General features: G+C 60.5%; 11 protein-coding genes. 3 read left to right on the plus strand and 8 right to left on the minus strand.

The features are described 5' to 3' along the window. The 6 genes from F467_RS0101510 to F467_RS13295 all read right to left on the minus strand — a co-directional run bounded on the left by F467_RS0101510 (position 1) and on the right by F467_RS13295 (position 9754). Positions 1-420 (minus strand): SRPBCC family protein, encoded by a 420-nt coding sequence (locus F467_RS0101510; RefSeq protein ID WP_018139475.1) that lies wholly within the window; start codon positions 418-420, stop codon positions 1-3. A 443-nt stretch (positions 421-863) separates the two neighbouring features. Then, complete coding sequence (locus F467_RS0101520) at positions 864-2906, minus strand: AIPR family protein (RefSeq protein ID WP_018139477.1); 2043 nt, start codon at positions 2904-2906, stop codon at positions 864-866. Beyond that, complete coding sequence (locus F467_RS13290) at positions 2893-3861, minus strand: PD-(D/E)XK motif protein (RefSeq protein ID WP_081601224.1); 969 nt, start codon at positions 3859-3861, stop codon at positions 2893-2895. Before F467_RS13290 ends, F467_RS0101520 begins: the two co-directional genes overlap by 14 nt. Continuing rightward, complete coding sequence (locus tag F467_RS0101535) at positions 3845-6571, minus strand: Z1 domain-containing protein (protein ID WP_018139480.1); 2727 nt, start codon at positions 6569-6571, stop codon at positions 3845-3847. Before F467_RS0101535 ends, F467_RS13290 begins: the two co-directional genes overlap by 17 nt. After that, complete coding sequence (locus tag F467_RS0101540) at positions 6568-8049, minus strand: ATP-binding protein (RefSeq protein ID WP_018139481.1); 1482 nt, start codon at positions 8047-8049, stop codon at positions 6568-6570. Before F467_RS0101540 ends, F467_RS0101535 begins: the two co-directional genes overlap by 4 nt. Positions 8050-8125: 76 nt before the next feature. Then, positions 8126-9754 carry a DNA cytosine methyltransferase gene (locus F467_RS13295; protein ID WP_081601225.1) on the minus strand — a complete coding sequence of 543 codons (1629 nt, stop codon included), beginning with the start codon at positions 9752-9754 and terminating at the stop codon, positions 8126-8128. Positions 9755-9813: 59 nt separating this feature from the next. Between F467_RS13295 and F467_RS13300 the strand changes: the two genes are divergently transcribed. Beyond that, positions 9814-10266: a very short patch repair endonuclease gene (locus tag F467_RS13300; protein WP_018139484.1), complete on the plus strand. Its 453-nt coding sequence runs from the start codon at positions 9814-9816 to the stop codon at positions 10264-10266. Between the two features lie 336 nt (positions 10267-10602). Here F467_RS13300 and galE read toward each other — a convergent pair whose 3' ends face one another. Together galE and F467_RS0101560 are read right to left on the minus strand one after the other, a co-directional pair. Next, positions 10603-11655, minus strand: a complete 1053-nt coding sequence (galE, locus tag F467_RS0101555) for a UDP-glucose 4-epimerase GalE (RefSeq protein ID WP_018139485.1) — start codon at positions 11653-11655, stop codon at positions 10603-10605. Between the two features lie 60 nt (positions 11656-11715). Continuing rightward, a complete protein-coding gene (locus F467_RS0101560) occupies positions 11716-12252 on the minus strand; it encodes a YdcF family protein (protein WP_196799687.1) in 537 nt (178 codons plus the stop codon). 562 nt (positions 12253-12814) lie between these two features. Between F467_RS0101560 and F467_RS0101565 the strand changes: the two genes are divergently transcribed. Both F467_RS0101565 and F467_RS0101570 read left to right on the plus strand, forming a co-directional pair. Further along, positions 12815-13453, plus strand: coding sequence for an XrtA/PEP-CTERM system exopolysaccharide export protein (locus tag F467_RS0101565; RefSeq protein ID WP_018139487.1), 639 nt, complete (start codon positions 12815-12817; stop codon positions 13451-13453). A gap of 129 nt (positions 13454-13582) precedes the next feature. Next, positions 13583-14977 carry a TIGR03013 family XrtA/PEP-CTERM system glycosyltransferase gene (locus tag F467_RS0101570; protein ID WP_018139488.1) on the plus strand — a complete coding sequence of 465 codons (1395 nt, stop codon included), beginning with the start codon at positions 13583-13585 and terminating at the stop codon, positions 14975-14977. The last annotated feature ends 3 nt before the right edge of the window (positions 14978-14980 follow it).

The raw sequence follows: 14980 nt of genomic DNA on the forward strand, positions 1-14980 counted from the left end.
TCACGCCCCGTGGAGGCGCGGCCAGGCGTTGCGCACCACCTCCGCCCCCAGCGCATCCAGCACCGGGTGCGCAGCCAGGCCGAGCAGGCCATCGGTCAGGGGGTTCTCGTCGCCGCAGCGCACGGCTAGTTCCAGATGCGTGCCGCGTGCGCTCGGCGTCAGCCGGTAGCAGCCCTCGCAGGAGAGCCCGGCCAGCGCGCGCCAGCCGAGCAGACGCGGCGGGACCGCGACCAGCACCTCCACATCAAAGACCAGCGGCACCCCGGCCACCCGCACACGCCAGCGGTAGCGCTCGGGCCCGACGCAGGTGATGGACTCGATGGCCTCACTGTAGGCGGCGAACGCCTCCACCCGGGCCATCAGATCGAACACCGCTTCCGGAGCGGCGTCGATCTCCATCTCGTAGTGGATCACCGACATCGCCCACCGCTCCAGGTTGCAGTGTCGCCACCGGTCGGGCCAGAGGCCCAGGCCCGATCAGTCGTGCACGATGATGCGGGAGCCCTCGGCGTCGATATCCACGCGCGAGCTGGAGTAGGCGCAGGCCTTCGCGAGGTCATCCAGCCCCGCCATGTTGTCTACGCTGCGCATCGTGAGCCTCCTGCGCGATTCCGCGAGGTTGCGCCGGCCTTCGCCAGCCGTCCTTGCCCCTCCCTCTTGAAGCTAGACCCCGTCCTTGCAGCGGTCAAAGGTGCCCCCGGCGTCGATGGGGAGGGGGCGTGCCGTCCATCACCGATGGCATGGTGGCTTGCTTCACGGAGGGACACCGCTGGGCAAAACGCAAGGTCTGACCCCCGTGGTCCCTCGGAAACAGCCGCTGCCAAGGGCGCCTTACGCTACACGCCTGCAGACTTCGCAACACTTCAGGACTCGAGACGTGCAACGAGTTCGAGAAGGATCTGGGACTGTCTCTCCGTAGGAATTCGGCGCATCGCCGGGTCGCACGCGATCTTCAAGATGCCTGCGGTTTTCTCGGTTAGCTCCCCCGCGTCGGCGGCACGCTGGGCAATCTTCGTCCAGTAATCCGGCCCAAGCTCCATGACTCTGGATTGAGCCACTATGCCATCGTCAATGCGCTGCGTTGATCGCGCTTCCTTTCTCTCCTGCTTTACCTCCTCACGGGACACCAGCTCCTTGTCCAGAGAGGTCGGAAGCTTGATATCCAGCCGCCTGACCGTCTCCCAGCAGGCTTGCCGCTTTGCCCACTCAGTGACATTAGAGACGTTGGACGGGGTATCAACCAGCGCGTCATGGACGTAGCCAGCAACCACGCTCATTGCCTCTTCCAAGCCGGACCCCACGGACTGCTGTTTCCAGATCCTTTTAAAATCCACCAGATCCGATCGCTTGGACAGCTTGTCGCCTATATAACTAATGGTGTAGGCCACAATGTTCGCCCGGTACCCGCCCTGGTACCAAGGCTGCTTCGAAACCAACTTCTCGAGATGCCTGAAAATAATCGCCTTCGCGACGATCTCGCGGAAATAGCCTTCGTTGAAGTCAGCGTCTTGGTACTGCCACGCCTTGTCGATGTAATCCGCGAAATTCGCGAAATTCTTCTGCGCGCCCAGACTCACCGTATGCGGAATACACCGCCAGACGTTCTCGAACTTTGCAAGATCGGTCTTGGTAAACACCTGTGACCGCGGGAACTCGATCTGGAACTTCTTCTTCTGGGCTGGCGTGAGGTGCGACTGCTTGTCGAGATACTGTCCCTTGGTTCGCTCGTAAAACCACTTGGTCTCCTGTTGAGCGTCCCCGACGGCAGGCGCATAAAGGCGCCGCGATATCTCCTCGATCCGCTGATGAAAGGGGTGATTCGAAAAGAAATCAGCTTCGCTCACTTTGTTCTGGCTGTTCGCATAGCGCGAAATCCTTGGAACGACTGACTCGGTCTGCTCAGCGTCAACTACCGAAAGCTTCATCTGCACGGCGATCTCGCCTAGATCGGCCTTGTCCTTGTGCAAAGCGTTAAACAGCGAAGCGGTGGTCTGGGCTCCATTGACAATCTGAAGGTTGGTTATAGATCGAATGAGATGTCTGCCATCGTCTACAGTCATCTCGACATCCGATGCTGTCGCTGTGATGCCGTTGTTATAGGCGAAGAACATCCCCGGTTCTTCGTGGATGGTCTTGCGGATCCCTTTGTTTACTTTCCCGCGTGCCTGCAGGAAGTTGCGTACATTCTGCTCCAGCAAACGTGACCCCCATTGCCCGTACAGGCGTGCCAGGTAGTCGCCGGGCATGACCAGCATGTAAGAGGTGTACCCCGTGCCGTGGATCCCCGCAGGCAAGCACTGTATACCGCCGTCGAAATCCTTCTCGAAATCGATGACCAGTTCCTCACGTTCGCTCATCGAGCTTTCGAGGCGGAGCACCTTGGTGAGGTCCCACACCTTGAAATGCACTGGGATGCCGTGCAGATCATCTGGGTCAATGGCGCCGAAGCGCTGGCTTAGCTGCCCGTTACTCAGGACATACATATTAATCTTGTAGATGTCTTTCAGAACATGCTGAAAAAGGTTGGCAATTTCAAAGGCCGCCGAAGTCTCCTCCAAGCCTTCCACGAAGTTCCGGTCAAACGCTTTGTGAAGAAACCGTAGCCCTTTGTTGAAAAGCGGATTCGCTTCAGTGCGGATGAGCGTGTGAAGGTTCTCCTCCGGACGAAAATCGGTAAGGAACAGCGAGAACGTCCCAGTATCCTCGTCCCACGCATAACCGTCTGCACGCCAGTTTCCAGAGGGGTCCCGCGCGAAGTGGGCGCTAAACTCTTCGATCTCGCCAGCATCCTCTAGGTAGCCCGCCATTTTCTCGGCGAACTGACTTTCAAGGAAATCAGAGCCGGCCTGCGCGGAGGCAAGGACGTCCTGATGGAAGCCGTGGTAGAACTCTTCAATTGCCTGCACGGAGCAACTCCTGGAAAACCGGCAACTCAGTACGGTGCTCCTCGCACCAATTGAGATTTACCGAGTAGCGGATACTTTCGACGCCGGGTGGCAGATCCGCGTCCTGAAGCGCCGGGAAGCCCGGTCCGACGTGGTAAGCGGTTGGTTCCGCCGTTACAAACCGTTCCTCGTCGTATTCCCGTCGGTTGATGTAGCCGAAATCGATCAAGCGGATGTCCAGCCGGTCACGCGCCTGCCCACTGGCAAGACGTGTTCTCACGCTTTCGACTACTTGGTTCAGCGAAAGAGCATCCCCCTCAAGCTGCCCGACAGTCGCAATCGGGTAAACCACGAGGTAGAGGTTACCGTCGAACCACAGCTGATCCGCCGAAGAGATCAGCACGCTATTTCGTGAAGGGGGCCTCGACTTCACCTCAACAGCCTGGAATCCGTGGCGGAAATCCTGACTTCCGCCGTCCGGGCCCTCCCAGGTTTCGACCGCGTTCAGCTCGTTGGTCACTACTCCCAGCCAGATATCGCGTAGAAAAAGCAGTTCGGCGAGCAGCCCCCGCTGGGACTCTTCTGAAAGGATGCCCAAGCGTTGACGACGCCAGAGACGTCGCCATACCTCCAGACGCTCAGCAATCCGGCGCGGCAGCGCTTCCGGCTGCACCGTGTGCTCGCAGTAATCGACAAGGTCATCACAGACGTGCCCGAACGGTTCCCGGGCATCCGGTTCGTTAAGGGCAACTTGGATTCGGAACAGACCGGGTCGATCGATCAGCGCCCGGACTTCGAGCCCCTGAATGACAGGAAAATGAGTGCCCGACGGGTCGACATCCGTATTGATGAATAGCAGGCAGCGTCCGCGACTATCCCGGCCGCGATACCAATCCCAGCGTACGTTCGGGCCATAGCGCCTCGCGGTTATCTCGCCCGGCGCCGCCGGAATTCCGATTTCATCCCATGGATCCATCGTCACCGATTTCCTCGTCAACGTCCTCGGTCGCCCCGAACACGCTCTCGATCCATGTCTTGTTAACGACATACTCGACTGCTGGCTCCTTTCGGGACGTCCTTGGGAAACTGATTCCGAAAGCCACCACGTCGGGATCCAGGGTGCGACCTTGTCGTGCTTTCCGGCCCTCGGCGTTCGGATTCAGTTCATACAGGTGAATCCAGTGCAGCATGAGTAGAGGCCGCTCCCTCTTGGCGCGGTAGGCCTTGTCGGGGACGTTACTTTTGCCAGAATTCTCCTGCTGCGCCTCGTGGGCCTGTTCAGGTGTCAGGCCGATCTTCTCGATACCCCGGGACGAGACGCGCTGTCTTCCACCAATCGCATAGCCATGCCAGCGCTTGTATGAAAGGTCAATGCCGGTGCGCTCCTGCTTGAACAGGCGCACACCACACGGCAACTGGAACCTCTTGTCCTCCCTTTTGCCGTCCAGCCCGCAGAGTACGACGTCCCACAGCGCCAGCTCGTCTTCCGCGCCTTTCCGGATGAACTTGCGAATCGGCTCCTGGTAGAGCAGCAGTAGTTCCGGATGCACATGGAACCCTTCAATAAACTCGAGCACATCACTTACGGGAACGCGGTGATGGAACTGGTTCCCGGGACCGCAGCAGAAATCTTCCGGGTTGGATACCCGGTAGCCAGCGATCCGATCCACGAAAGAGTCAAGGAGACGGAAGTTTGCAGCGGTTTCGTCAGGATCGCTGGAAACCTTGTGGGTTTCGATCAGCTCGCTTGAGAGGTCGACTTTGTGTGGAACCTCCTTGCTCGCGCGCATCTTGTTCCGCGCGGTGACGATCAGCGACTCCGGATGCGATCGTACCTTGAGGCCGAAGTCACGGGGGGCCATCCCCGAGCGCTCCATTCTCTGCACCTCGCTCCGCAGCTCCTCGACCGCTTGGTGAATGTGCATAAACCAGCCCATCCCCTCTGGTTCCATCCACAGCCGGCAGAGGTCTTCGTATCCGGGTCGGTAACCGAACCAGCGGGCCATCTGCAGGAGGGTGTCGTACATCACGGAATTACGGCGGAAGTAGCTAACGCAGAGGCCTTCCAAAGTCAGTCCTCTGGATAGTGAGAACCCCCCGATGGCAATTGCCTTCAGGCCTATCCCCTCATAGGCTGGATAATCGAGAACATCCTGTGATCTCCCGTTGATAGCCACGACCCGAAGCGTCACAGTCGCACTGTAGAGTTCCCGCTGCACGTCGGCCCAGCTGAACTCGGTAACACCGGAAAATTCGTGCTTCCAAGTCTCGTGGAGCGCCGCCATCGACGAGTTGCGAATCGCCTCGGTTGTGGGAAGTTTCGAGTAGTGCCTGACGTCTCTCAGGTAGCACCAGATGATCTCGCCTATCTGCTCCCGAAGATGTGCCTGAACGTCGATGAACCGGGAAACGTTGACTAGCATGGATGCATGCTTGTTGCCATCACCGCGGAGACTACGAATCGTCACCGCCAAGAGAAACGTGCGAATCGCCTCGTAGAGGCTGCCGGGAAGCTCATCAGGCCTGAACTCCTTGGAATGCTTCAGCGGCAGCAGGTCACTTGCATCAACGATATCTCGGAGATACTTACGTTCCTCGTCCTCCTGCTCCGAGAAGAAGGTGTCCGCCCCCATGTAGTTGCTTGGCGGATCAAGACTTACGAGGAAGTCCTCAGGGAACAGATCCCTGCCGTGTTCTTCCGTCTCCACATCCTTGTCGATGAAGATGTTGGCGAAGGGTGTTGCGGTATATCCGACGTAACAGGCCTTGGCGAACAGATGAAATACTTGGCGGATCTGGGTATTAATCCGGGTGGCTTCTTCCGGGTTCTTGGCAGTATTAATCGACGCGTTGTCAGCCTCGTCGTCGATCAAAAGCATCGGAAGATCGTGGATTATCCCGTCGGAGCCCGTGTTATGGGCCCTGAGCCATTCGATTAGGTGGCGAAGCGTCGAGGGGTTCTTCTTTATGACGAACACAACCGGCGCCTGGATGGAGGCAAGCTCATGCCCCGCCTGACGCCCGAGCGCCACGCGAAAGTCCGATTGCTTGTTCGTATAACTGAAAGGTCGGCGCACTCCAGGCCAGTTCCCGACACCCACTGGCTGCCCCGTCTGCATCTTCTGGGCACTGTCATACCCTGTGAAACCTTCATCGATGCGGGCCTGAGTCTGGCGCCGCAGATCCTCCTGAATACCCGCAATGACGACGATAACTCGATACCCTGCATCGGCTGCTTTGTTGATCAGCCCGATATAGTTCGCCGTCTTGCCAGACTGGACATGCCCGAGTACCAGCCCGCGACGTCGCCATGCCCCCTCCTTGTGAGGATTCTCTGTCAGCCCCAAGATCTTGCCCGTGAGCTCGTCCATCCGCGAAATAATGCCGACGGGCAAGCCCTTCTGGAGGAGGAGTTGGTGGTAGCGATCCCAGTAATCCCAGTTGATCTCAGCCTTCCGCTCGTCCAGCCACGGTGACCAGCCAGGTGCCATAAGAGTCGAACCGGCCATCATGCGGATGTCATTCTCGGACTCTATCTTCCGGACAATTTCCTCTATGTCCGCCTCCGAGGCACCCAGAGCGCCGCCGACCTTGCGCGCCAGACTATCGATTTCGTCATGAGTCATTGAGCCGTCTCGGAGCTGGGAGATCCTTAACATGTCCATGACAGTCTCGACTGCGTTCATAGGCTCTCTCCGAGAACTTCGGCAACGATCTCTGGATGTGCGCTGTACGGTCTCACGCTGACGAGATGCCCCCGAATGGCATCCTCGTCGAAGCCGGATTCGCTCAACACCGCGATAAGTGCTCGAAGATCGGTTCTGAGTCCATCTGCATCCTCCAACTCGTTGGCATCCAGGCTGGAAGGGTCACCGGACATGTCGGAGAAAATCATGTCAGCCGGGATGTTCTCCCCCGCAAGCCGCAGGAACATGCTCAGCATCCGGTTCTGCTCGTCGCCCATCCCCTTCCGCAGTGAGGCAAGCAAGGGATGCTCGTGGTTGATCACGTAGTGGATCTCCCCGTGCCGAAGCAGACGCCGCCAGATTGGCGCTGTTGTCTGGCTTACGGCCTTCTTCCCTCTGTGTGTGTAGACTTTGCCCGCAGACTCCGTGATTCTTCCGATCACCCGTTTGAGGCTCTCGCGAATCACACCGGGGGGGGTTGCTCGTGACTTGCGAACGTCGATTCCCCAGAGATGATCCAGCGTGTTCGGGATGTCGATCCGGACACGGGCCAGACGGGTGATTTCACGCTTTGGAATTAGTCGGAACCAAGTGCCGTGGTCAATCAGACGCCTGTTGCGGTAGACGTAAAACCCCTGCGTATGGGCGTACCCGTCCCTGCCGGCGTAACGCTCGTACGCATCCTTGCCAACCCGGGAGTGGTGCGGCAACACGTAAGGCTGTATGCGCACGTATGAGCCCTCAACCGGAATATCCTCGGTCACCAGCATCTGGCGGGCATCGGTATCCGGGAAGAATGGATTGAATGCCTCTAGGGCGAGACCGTTCATCTCGATACGAATACGCGGCAGGTGCCTCTCATCCGCCATGGGTTCCAGAAAACGATGAAAGACGAGCTGGAGGTGATAGCGAGCTTCGTCGAAATGGTCATTAAAAAGGTCCTCGGCCCGCTGAGAGGTGAAGTCCATCAGCCGATCTATCTTCTCCCAGACGACAAGAGTGCCGTGGTTACCCAGTAGCTCTCGAAAACGGAGTTGCTTGATCGCCCCGGGGGACAAGGGCTGAACTGACCAAGCGTTGGTTTCCGCGATGTAATCGAGATCCCAGCAATACCCAGCGATCTCGCCGCTGTCCGTGTGCGAAACGACAGACAGACGTCGACACTGCGAGAAAGAGGCGGTCTTGAGCCCCAGACCGAAGCGCCCGAGATCGGTCGCCGCCCGCTCGCCACGCGGATTGTGCGTGCCGGGTCGCATAGCCTCGAGCAGAGTATCGGCATCCATCCCATCACCGTCATCGGCGATGGCGAGGACTGGGTCCCCATCGTTCCAGAGAAAGTTGATTGCGATGCGCCGTGCGTTGGCGGAAATACTGTTATCGACAATATCGGCTATCGCGGCGGGAAAGGAATAGCCGATGTCCCTCATGGACTCCACCATGGACGAGGCATGCGGCGGAAGTTCAATCGCATTCTGCATTGCGCACCCTGCTTGACCCATCAGGCGGAACTCATAACCGCATCGATAATGAGGGTGCCACAAGTATTGTCAAACCTTAAGACATCCGGTCAACGCAGTAGCGAGGGCCTGCGACCACTTGGCGACGATCGCGGGGCTCCCGGTCTGCCTCGCCTCTCCGGGCGCAAACCAGCAAGTCCTGAACGACGACCGCGATCTGGCGAGCCAACCACGGGGGCACCGCGTTCCCGACTTGATGATACTGCTCGGTACGATTGCCCTCGAAAAAGTAGCTGTCAGGAAACGTCTGGATGCGGGCGGCTTCGCGTACCGTAAGGGATCGGCACTGTTCTGGGTCGGGGTGGATGTAGTAATGCCCGTCCTTGGATATGTGGCTTGTGATCGTCTTCGCCGGCTCGTCGCGCAGCTGGACACGGAAGCGGTCCGCAAATTTTCCACTCATCCAGTTTGCGTGGTTGGGGGCCAGACTCGGCAAGGAGAAGTCTCCAGCACCAGCAGGGGAACGGCCGTACTCCCTTGCGAATGTCGCTGCGTAGACGTATCGGCCCAAGTCACTCGGCATATGGGAGCGGGCTTCGTGATTGAGTACGCTCTCCAGCCTGTTGTCGTTCCACCACTGTTCGAGTGCTTCGTGTTCCGGAAGCCGGCAGCTCGCCACCTTCGGACATCTCAGGCCGCCACGGGACCAGCTTTGCTTGTCCCGTATCTCGCGACTCGTACGATCGAGGCTGGCCGCAATATCGCTCTGACTATAACTCCGCGCGTCACGGGCGAGCTGGCTGATCTGATCCCGGACAGCGTCTACCCAGGCTTCCTGGCTGTCATCCCGAGACAGCCCGCTTCGAAGCGGCGGAAGATCGGCCAAGGCCTGACTGAGGGAGATCTTCTGGCGAGTTTCCAGCACCCCCGGGGAAGCGTCTATGTCTTCCCGAACGCCGACCAGGAAGACCCGGTGCCGGGTCTGTGGAATACCATAATCTTCGGAGCGGACCAGAAATTCATGGCCTCGCAGGCAAGCGGGCGAATGCCCCCGTCTGAAGACGACCTCGGGATCAACGAGAGAATGGATGCGATAACCCGGACCGTTGCGGTCGCGCCCGAGGGCTTTGTCGGGATCCACCAGGTCTTCCAGAATTCGGTGAAAGATGCGTTCGCCGCCTACTCTGGAGGTGAGAATGCCCTTCACGTTCTCCATGACAAAAACGGCCGGGCGATAGTGCTGGATCAGCTTGAGGTATTCACGGTAAAGGAAATGCCTCTTGTCTTCCTCGGGCACGTACCCGGCGATACCGCGATTCCGGGCACGGCCGACAAGCGAGTACGCCTGGCATGGAGGGCCGCCGATCAGGACGCCATTCGCGCCGTCGAACCCTCGTTCGTCAAGCTTGCCGGCAAACCACCTGTCATCGTCCGGGTCACCGAGCGTGACTCGCAGCGCTTCGTGGCTGGCCTTTTCCCATGCATCTCGGGTTTTGTCCGAATAAGGGACGGAGTTGTGTCCCTGAACGTACCGGTAATAGTCGTCCAGGGAGCTTCCGCCTTCCTCGAGAAGTCGCTTGAATGCCCGGAGCCTCAGTGTCTTGTGGGCAGGAACCGAACATTCCGCGGACACCTCTATGCGAAAGAAGTCGCTGAGCGAGGCAAACCCTTCACCCAGCCCGCCAGGACCCGCAAAGAGATCAACTACCGGTATGCGCTGGTTCACTAACCTGTCCTTGAGGCCGAGAGTTGCCCCTGAGGAGCAGAGACCGGGATCATGTGCGAATGGTTGACGTAGTGGACAAAGCCACCCGTTCCCGGATGATGTCCGGGATTCGGTCTGGCAACACGCAGCCTGAAATGAGGGTCCGACGCTTCCTTCACTCCCGAGGGTTTCGCTATCGGCTGCACGTTTCGGCACTCCCCGGAAAACCGGACCTGGCACTCAAAAAGCACAACCTTGCTGTCTTTGTACATGGCTGTTTCTGGCATCGACATCAGGGTTGCCGGCTCTGTACTACCCCCGCCACCAATCAAGACCGCTGGCAGGCGAAATTTGCAGCCAACATCAGGCGAGACCGCCGCAACCGGGAGACGCTTCTCGCTTCAGGCTGGCGCGTTCTCACGATCTGGGAGTGTGGACTCAAGGGACCGCAATCCAAAGACTCTGATCTGGCTTGGCTCCCCGGATGGATCAAGGGCGCCCAGCAGCAATATGAATGGCCTCACCCAAAGTAGCCAGCCAAGCCCTGCGCGGCATGGTACCAGGTTCGACCCAGCCTTTCCCATACAGTCCCGATGGAAACCGGATTTCATGCCGCTGGAATCATCGAGCTATCGCGAGCCCGCGAGGCCAACCGCCCGCTCGCCCAACGGACGCCGGCACTCTTCCGCCCGTCACTGAGGCGGCAGCGCACCCGGCTACCAGCGCTTACTCAAGCGCGATGAATTGATGGGAGACGAGGCATGAGGGATGTACTCTCTCGCCCCCCCGAAAGGCTCGTAACCGAAACCGGCGTACGGTCCTGTAACGGGAGAGGCTGCCCGCTTGCGGACGGCCGCCTCAACGGAGGATCAGGGGGCGCTGTAGGCGTGGGCGGTGGTTTCCGATATGGCCAGGGGGCGGAGGCGGACGGCCAGGTGGGGTGCGGCGGCGGTGGTCATGCGGCGTTCCCAGGTGAGGGCGTGGCGGACGATGAGGTCCAGGTCGTCGTATTCGGGGGACCAGGCCAGGAGCTCGCGGATTCGGGATGCGTCTGCGGTCAGGGCGGGCGGATCGCCGGCGCGGCGGGGGCCATGGATGACGGGGAATCGGTAACCGCTGATGCGCTGCACGGACTCGAGGACCTGCAGCACGCTGTAGCCGTGGCCATAGCCGCAGTTGAGGGCCTGCGAGGGGCCGCCCGCCACCAGGTAGTCCATCGCGCGCAGGTGGGCGGCGGCGAGATCCTCGACGTGGATGTAGTCCCGTACGCAGGTGCCATCGGTGGTTGGGTAATCGGTCCCGAAGACGGTGATGTTCTCGCGCTCGCCCAGGGCCGCCTGGCAGGCGACCTTGATCAGGTGGGTCGCGTTGGGGGTGGCCTGGCCCAGCGTGCCGTCGGGGGCCGCGCCGGCCACGTTGAAATAGCGCAGACAGACGTAGCGCAGATCACTCGCCTGGCCGAAGTCGGCGATCATCCGCTCGGACATGACCTTGGACGCGCCGTAGGGGTTGATGGGCAGTAGCGGACTGGTTTCGTCGACGGGGTTATTTTCCGGGATGCCGTATACCGCGGCGGTCGACGAAAAGACGAGGAAACGCACGCCCGTCGCCTGGCACCCCTCCAGGAGGTTCAGGGTGTTGCGGGTGTTGCTGCCGTAGTACCCCAGCGGATCGGCCAGCGACTCCGGGACGACGATCCTGGCGGCGAAGTGCAGGACGCCGTCGAACGCGTAGTCCGCAAGGACACTGTGCAGGCGCTGGCGGTCAGCCATGTCGCCGACGATCAGCGCGGCATGACCAATGGCCCAGCGATGCCCTGTGCTGAGATTGTCGTACACGACGACATCGTGACCATCGGCCAGCAACTGGCGCACGACATGTGAACCAATGTAGCCCGCCCCACCCGTTACCAGGATTTTCATCGTCGAACCTTCGCCTCGTCGTTGATCGAACGGCTGCACATAAATGAGTGTCGTGCCGGGCTATTCCGGCCCGTATTGCCAGCGATACCAGGCCATGCCCCAGTACTCGTGCAGCGCGAGCCAGCTGGCCCAGACCGCACTGGCCTGCGGGCGAAAGCCCTCCAGGGACCAGCCGTTATCTCGCGGCACATAGGCACCGGTCGGGGCCGGGATGATCTCCAGGCCCGCGCGCTCGAATGACCATGTGGCGCGCGGCATGTGGTGGGCATGGCTTACAAGTGCCACGCGCTCGATCCCATCTGCGTGCAGCTGCTCGGCGGAATGCCGGGCATTGCCCCAGGTGTCGCGTGCATTGGGCTCCCGCAGGATCGGGTGGACGCCATATTCTTTCAGTACCTCTGCCATGTAGTCGGCTTCTGGAACTCGCCCCTCGGGGCCACCCCCCGAAACCATCACGGGCAGCCCGGTGTGGTGGTGCAGGTACGCCGCATAGCGCAGGCGCACCAGTGCAAGGTCGTGGACGGTCTCGCCCGAGAATTCCTCGGCTCCACTGCGATACCCCGCCCCCAGCACCACAATCGCTTGTACGTCCGCCAGCTGGTTATCGTCCGGCGGCGCAAAACCCTCCTGTAAAGGCTTGATGAGGGCGTAACTAAATACAGGAGTAGACAAGGAATAGCTCAACAGGAGGCCGATTACCAACAGCACTTTTCCAACATTTGTTCGGTAAATCGCCCACCCGATAATGGCAAGTATGAGAGGACCGGAAGGAGGTAGCAGAAGCCAATTGGCTAGCAGACGCAGAGGGATGGGGTCCAACGTTTTTCCCCGGTAGTAGACGCAAAATCAAGGACCCTATTTTGAGCCCACCAACGGGATTTGAAAGGACCAAATAAACCGAACGGAAAACACCCCATCGTCAGTCTAAAGACTGATGGTCTGGGCCGGGGGTCACGTCTAACATCGATTATCCAGGGGAATAGCCAATACTAATAATTGCTTGCTATTGCCCGCACCGTTCCGAGGCTAAACGGAGACGGGTCCGGGCACGATCAGGGCCGGGTCCGGGTTTCGCCGGACAATGAAGTCGGCGGTGTCAAATTGGACTGACTCAAGGAAGCGGCAGCGTTTCCTTACACGCCCAAAGGGGAGACAAGCGATGACCGTCAAGACCAGCCCACAAAGTGCTTTTGTTGTTCTCATTTTGTCCCTGGCATTCGTCCTGGTGACGACCAGCGCCTGCACCACCACGCCCTATCCGGATGCCCCCTCGACCGTGGAAAAAACGGTGGTGGACCAATACATCATCGGGCCCGGAGACACGCTGAATATCGCGGTCCGCAACAACCCGGACCTGTCCACCGCAGTGGCGGTGCGACCGGATGGCCAGATCACCACACCGCTGGTGGAGGACGTGCAGGCCAGCGGGAGAACCCCCAGCCAGCTCGCGCGGGACATGGAAGACAAGCTCTCCGACTTCCTTCGCGACCCGATCGTGACGGTGATGGTGACCAGCTTTGCCGGCCCCTATGACCGCCAGGTGCGCGTGATCGGCCAGGCGGCCGAGCCGCAGGCGCTGCAGTACCGCGAAGAGATGACGGTAATGGACGTGATGATCGCGGTCGGCGGGATTACCGATTTCGCGGCCGGCAACCGCGCCGTGCTGGTACGCAACGAGAACGGCGAGCGCCAGCAGTACCGCGTCCGCCTGAACGACCTGATCTACGGGGGCGACATCTCGGCAAACGTGGACATGTTGCCGGGCGACATCCTGATCATCCCGGAACGCCGCTTCTGACCGCCGGCTGGCGCGACGTCCTGTCGCGTCAGCCGACCTCAGGCCGAGCGGACAACCCGATTTCGGGAAAGAAACAGGCATCGATCGTCTCCCCGGCTCTGGGGGAGGTGACCGGGGGGCATCTTGAGCATGCGCATACTTGGACATTACGTATCGCGACGGATCCTGGCGCTGCTGGGGCTGGAGCTGGTTGCGATCTACATTGCGCTCTACCTGACGCTCGCCCTGTTTGCCCTGTCGCTGGGTCCGGTCGATCCCTGGATGCCGGAACTCCTGATCGCCGTGGCGGTGGTGTTGTTCGCGGTGATGCTGGTGGGGCTTTACGAGCAGGAGTGCCTGGCAACATTCAGCCTGCGATCCGCTGTGGTGCGCCTGGGCGGGGCTCTGATCCTGGCCGGTGGCACGCTGGCGATCTACGGGTTGCTCACGGCCAGCAGCGTACTGACACCGACGATCGTGGGCAGTGGGGCGGTGATCCTGCTGGCAAGCCTGACGGCCGAGCGCAGCCTCTTTCGCGGGCTGTCGGAGACCGATGCCTTCAAGCGGCGCATCCTGGTCCTGGGCACGGGCAGCCGCGCGCGCTCACTGGAGGTACGCCATGCCGGACCCGACGGGGGCGATGCCACCTATCAGGTCGTCGGGTATGTGGCGACCGAGCGCGAGACCGACCGGCTGGTGGACCAGCAGCGACTCCGGGTGCTGGACGACAAGACCAGCCTGCTGGATGTGGCGCGCTCGCTGCGGGTAGAGGAGATCGTGGTGGGCATGCGCGAGCGCCGCGAGAACCTGCCGGTCAACCAACTGCTGGAATGCAAGCTCAACGGCATTCGCATCACGGATCTGTCGACCTTCTTTGAACGCGAGGACCGCCAGCTCCAGCTGGACGGGATCAACACCAGCTGGCTGGTGTTTGGCGAGGGCTTCCGCCAGCACCGCGCACGCGCCGTGGTCAAGCGCAGCTTCGATCTACTGGCGAGCACGGCCCTGCTGGTGGCAACCCTGCCGGTGATGCTGCTGACCGCGATCGCCATCAAGCTCGACAGCCCGGGGCCGGTCCTCTACTGGCAGACCCGGGTCGGCCAGGGCAACACGCCGTTCGAGATCTGCAAGTTCCGCAGCATGCGCAGCGATGCCGAGGGGGACGGCGTGGCCCGCTGGGCAAGCGGCGACGACGACCGCATCACGCGCGTGGGCCGGGTAATCCGCAAGCTGCGCATCGACGAGCTGCCGCAGATCATCAACGTATTTCAGGGGCGTATGTCGTTCGTAGGGCCGCGCCCGGAGCGCCCCGTGTTTGTGGAACAGCTCAGCGAGGAGATCCCGTATTTCCTCGCCCGCCACAGCATCCGCCCCGGCATCACCGGCTGGGCGCAGGTGCGCTACGCCTACGGCGCGTCGGTCGAGGATGCCCGGCAAAAGCTCCAGTACGACCTGTACTACGTCAAGAACCACAGCCTGTTTATGGATCTGATGATCCTGTTCGAGACGGTCCGCGTCGTCCTGTTTGGCCGCGGGGCCCGCTGAGCC

Source organism: Thioalkalivibrio sp. ALJ12 (assembly GCF_000378305.1).
Taxonomy (GTDB): domain Bacteria; phylum Pseudomonadota; class Gammaproteobacteria; order Ectothiorhodospirales; family Ectothiorhodospiraceae; genus Thioalkalivibrio.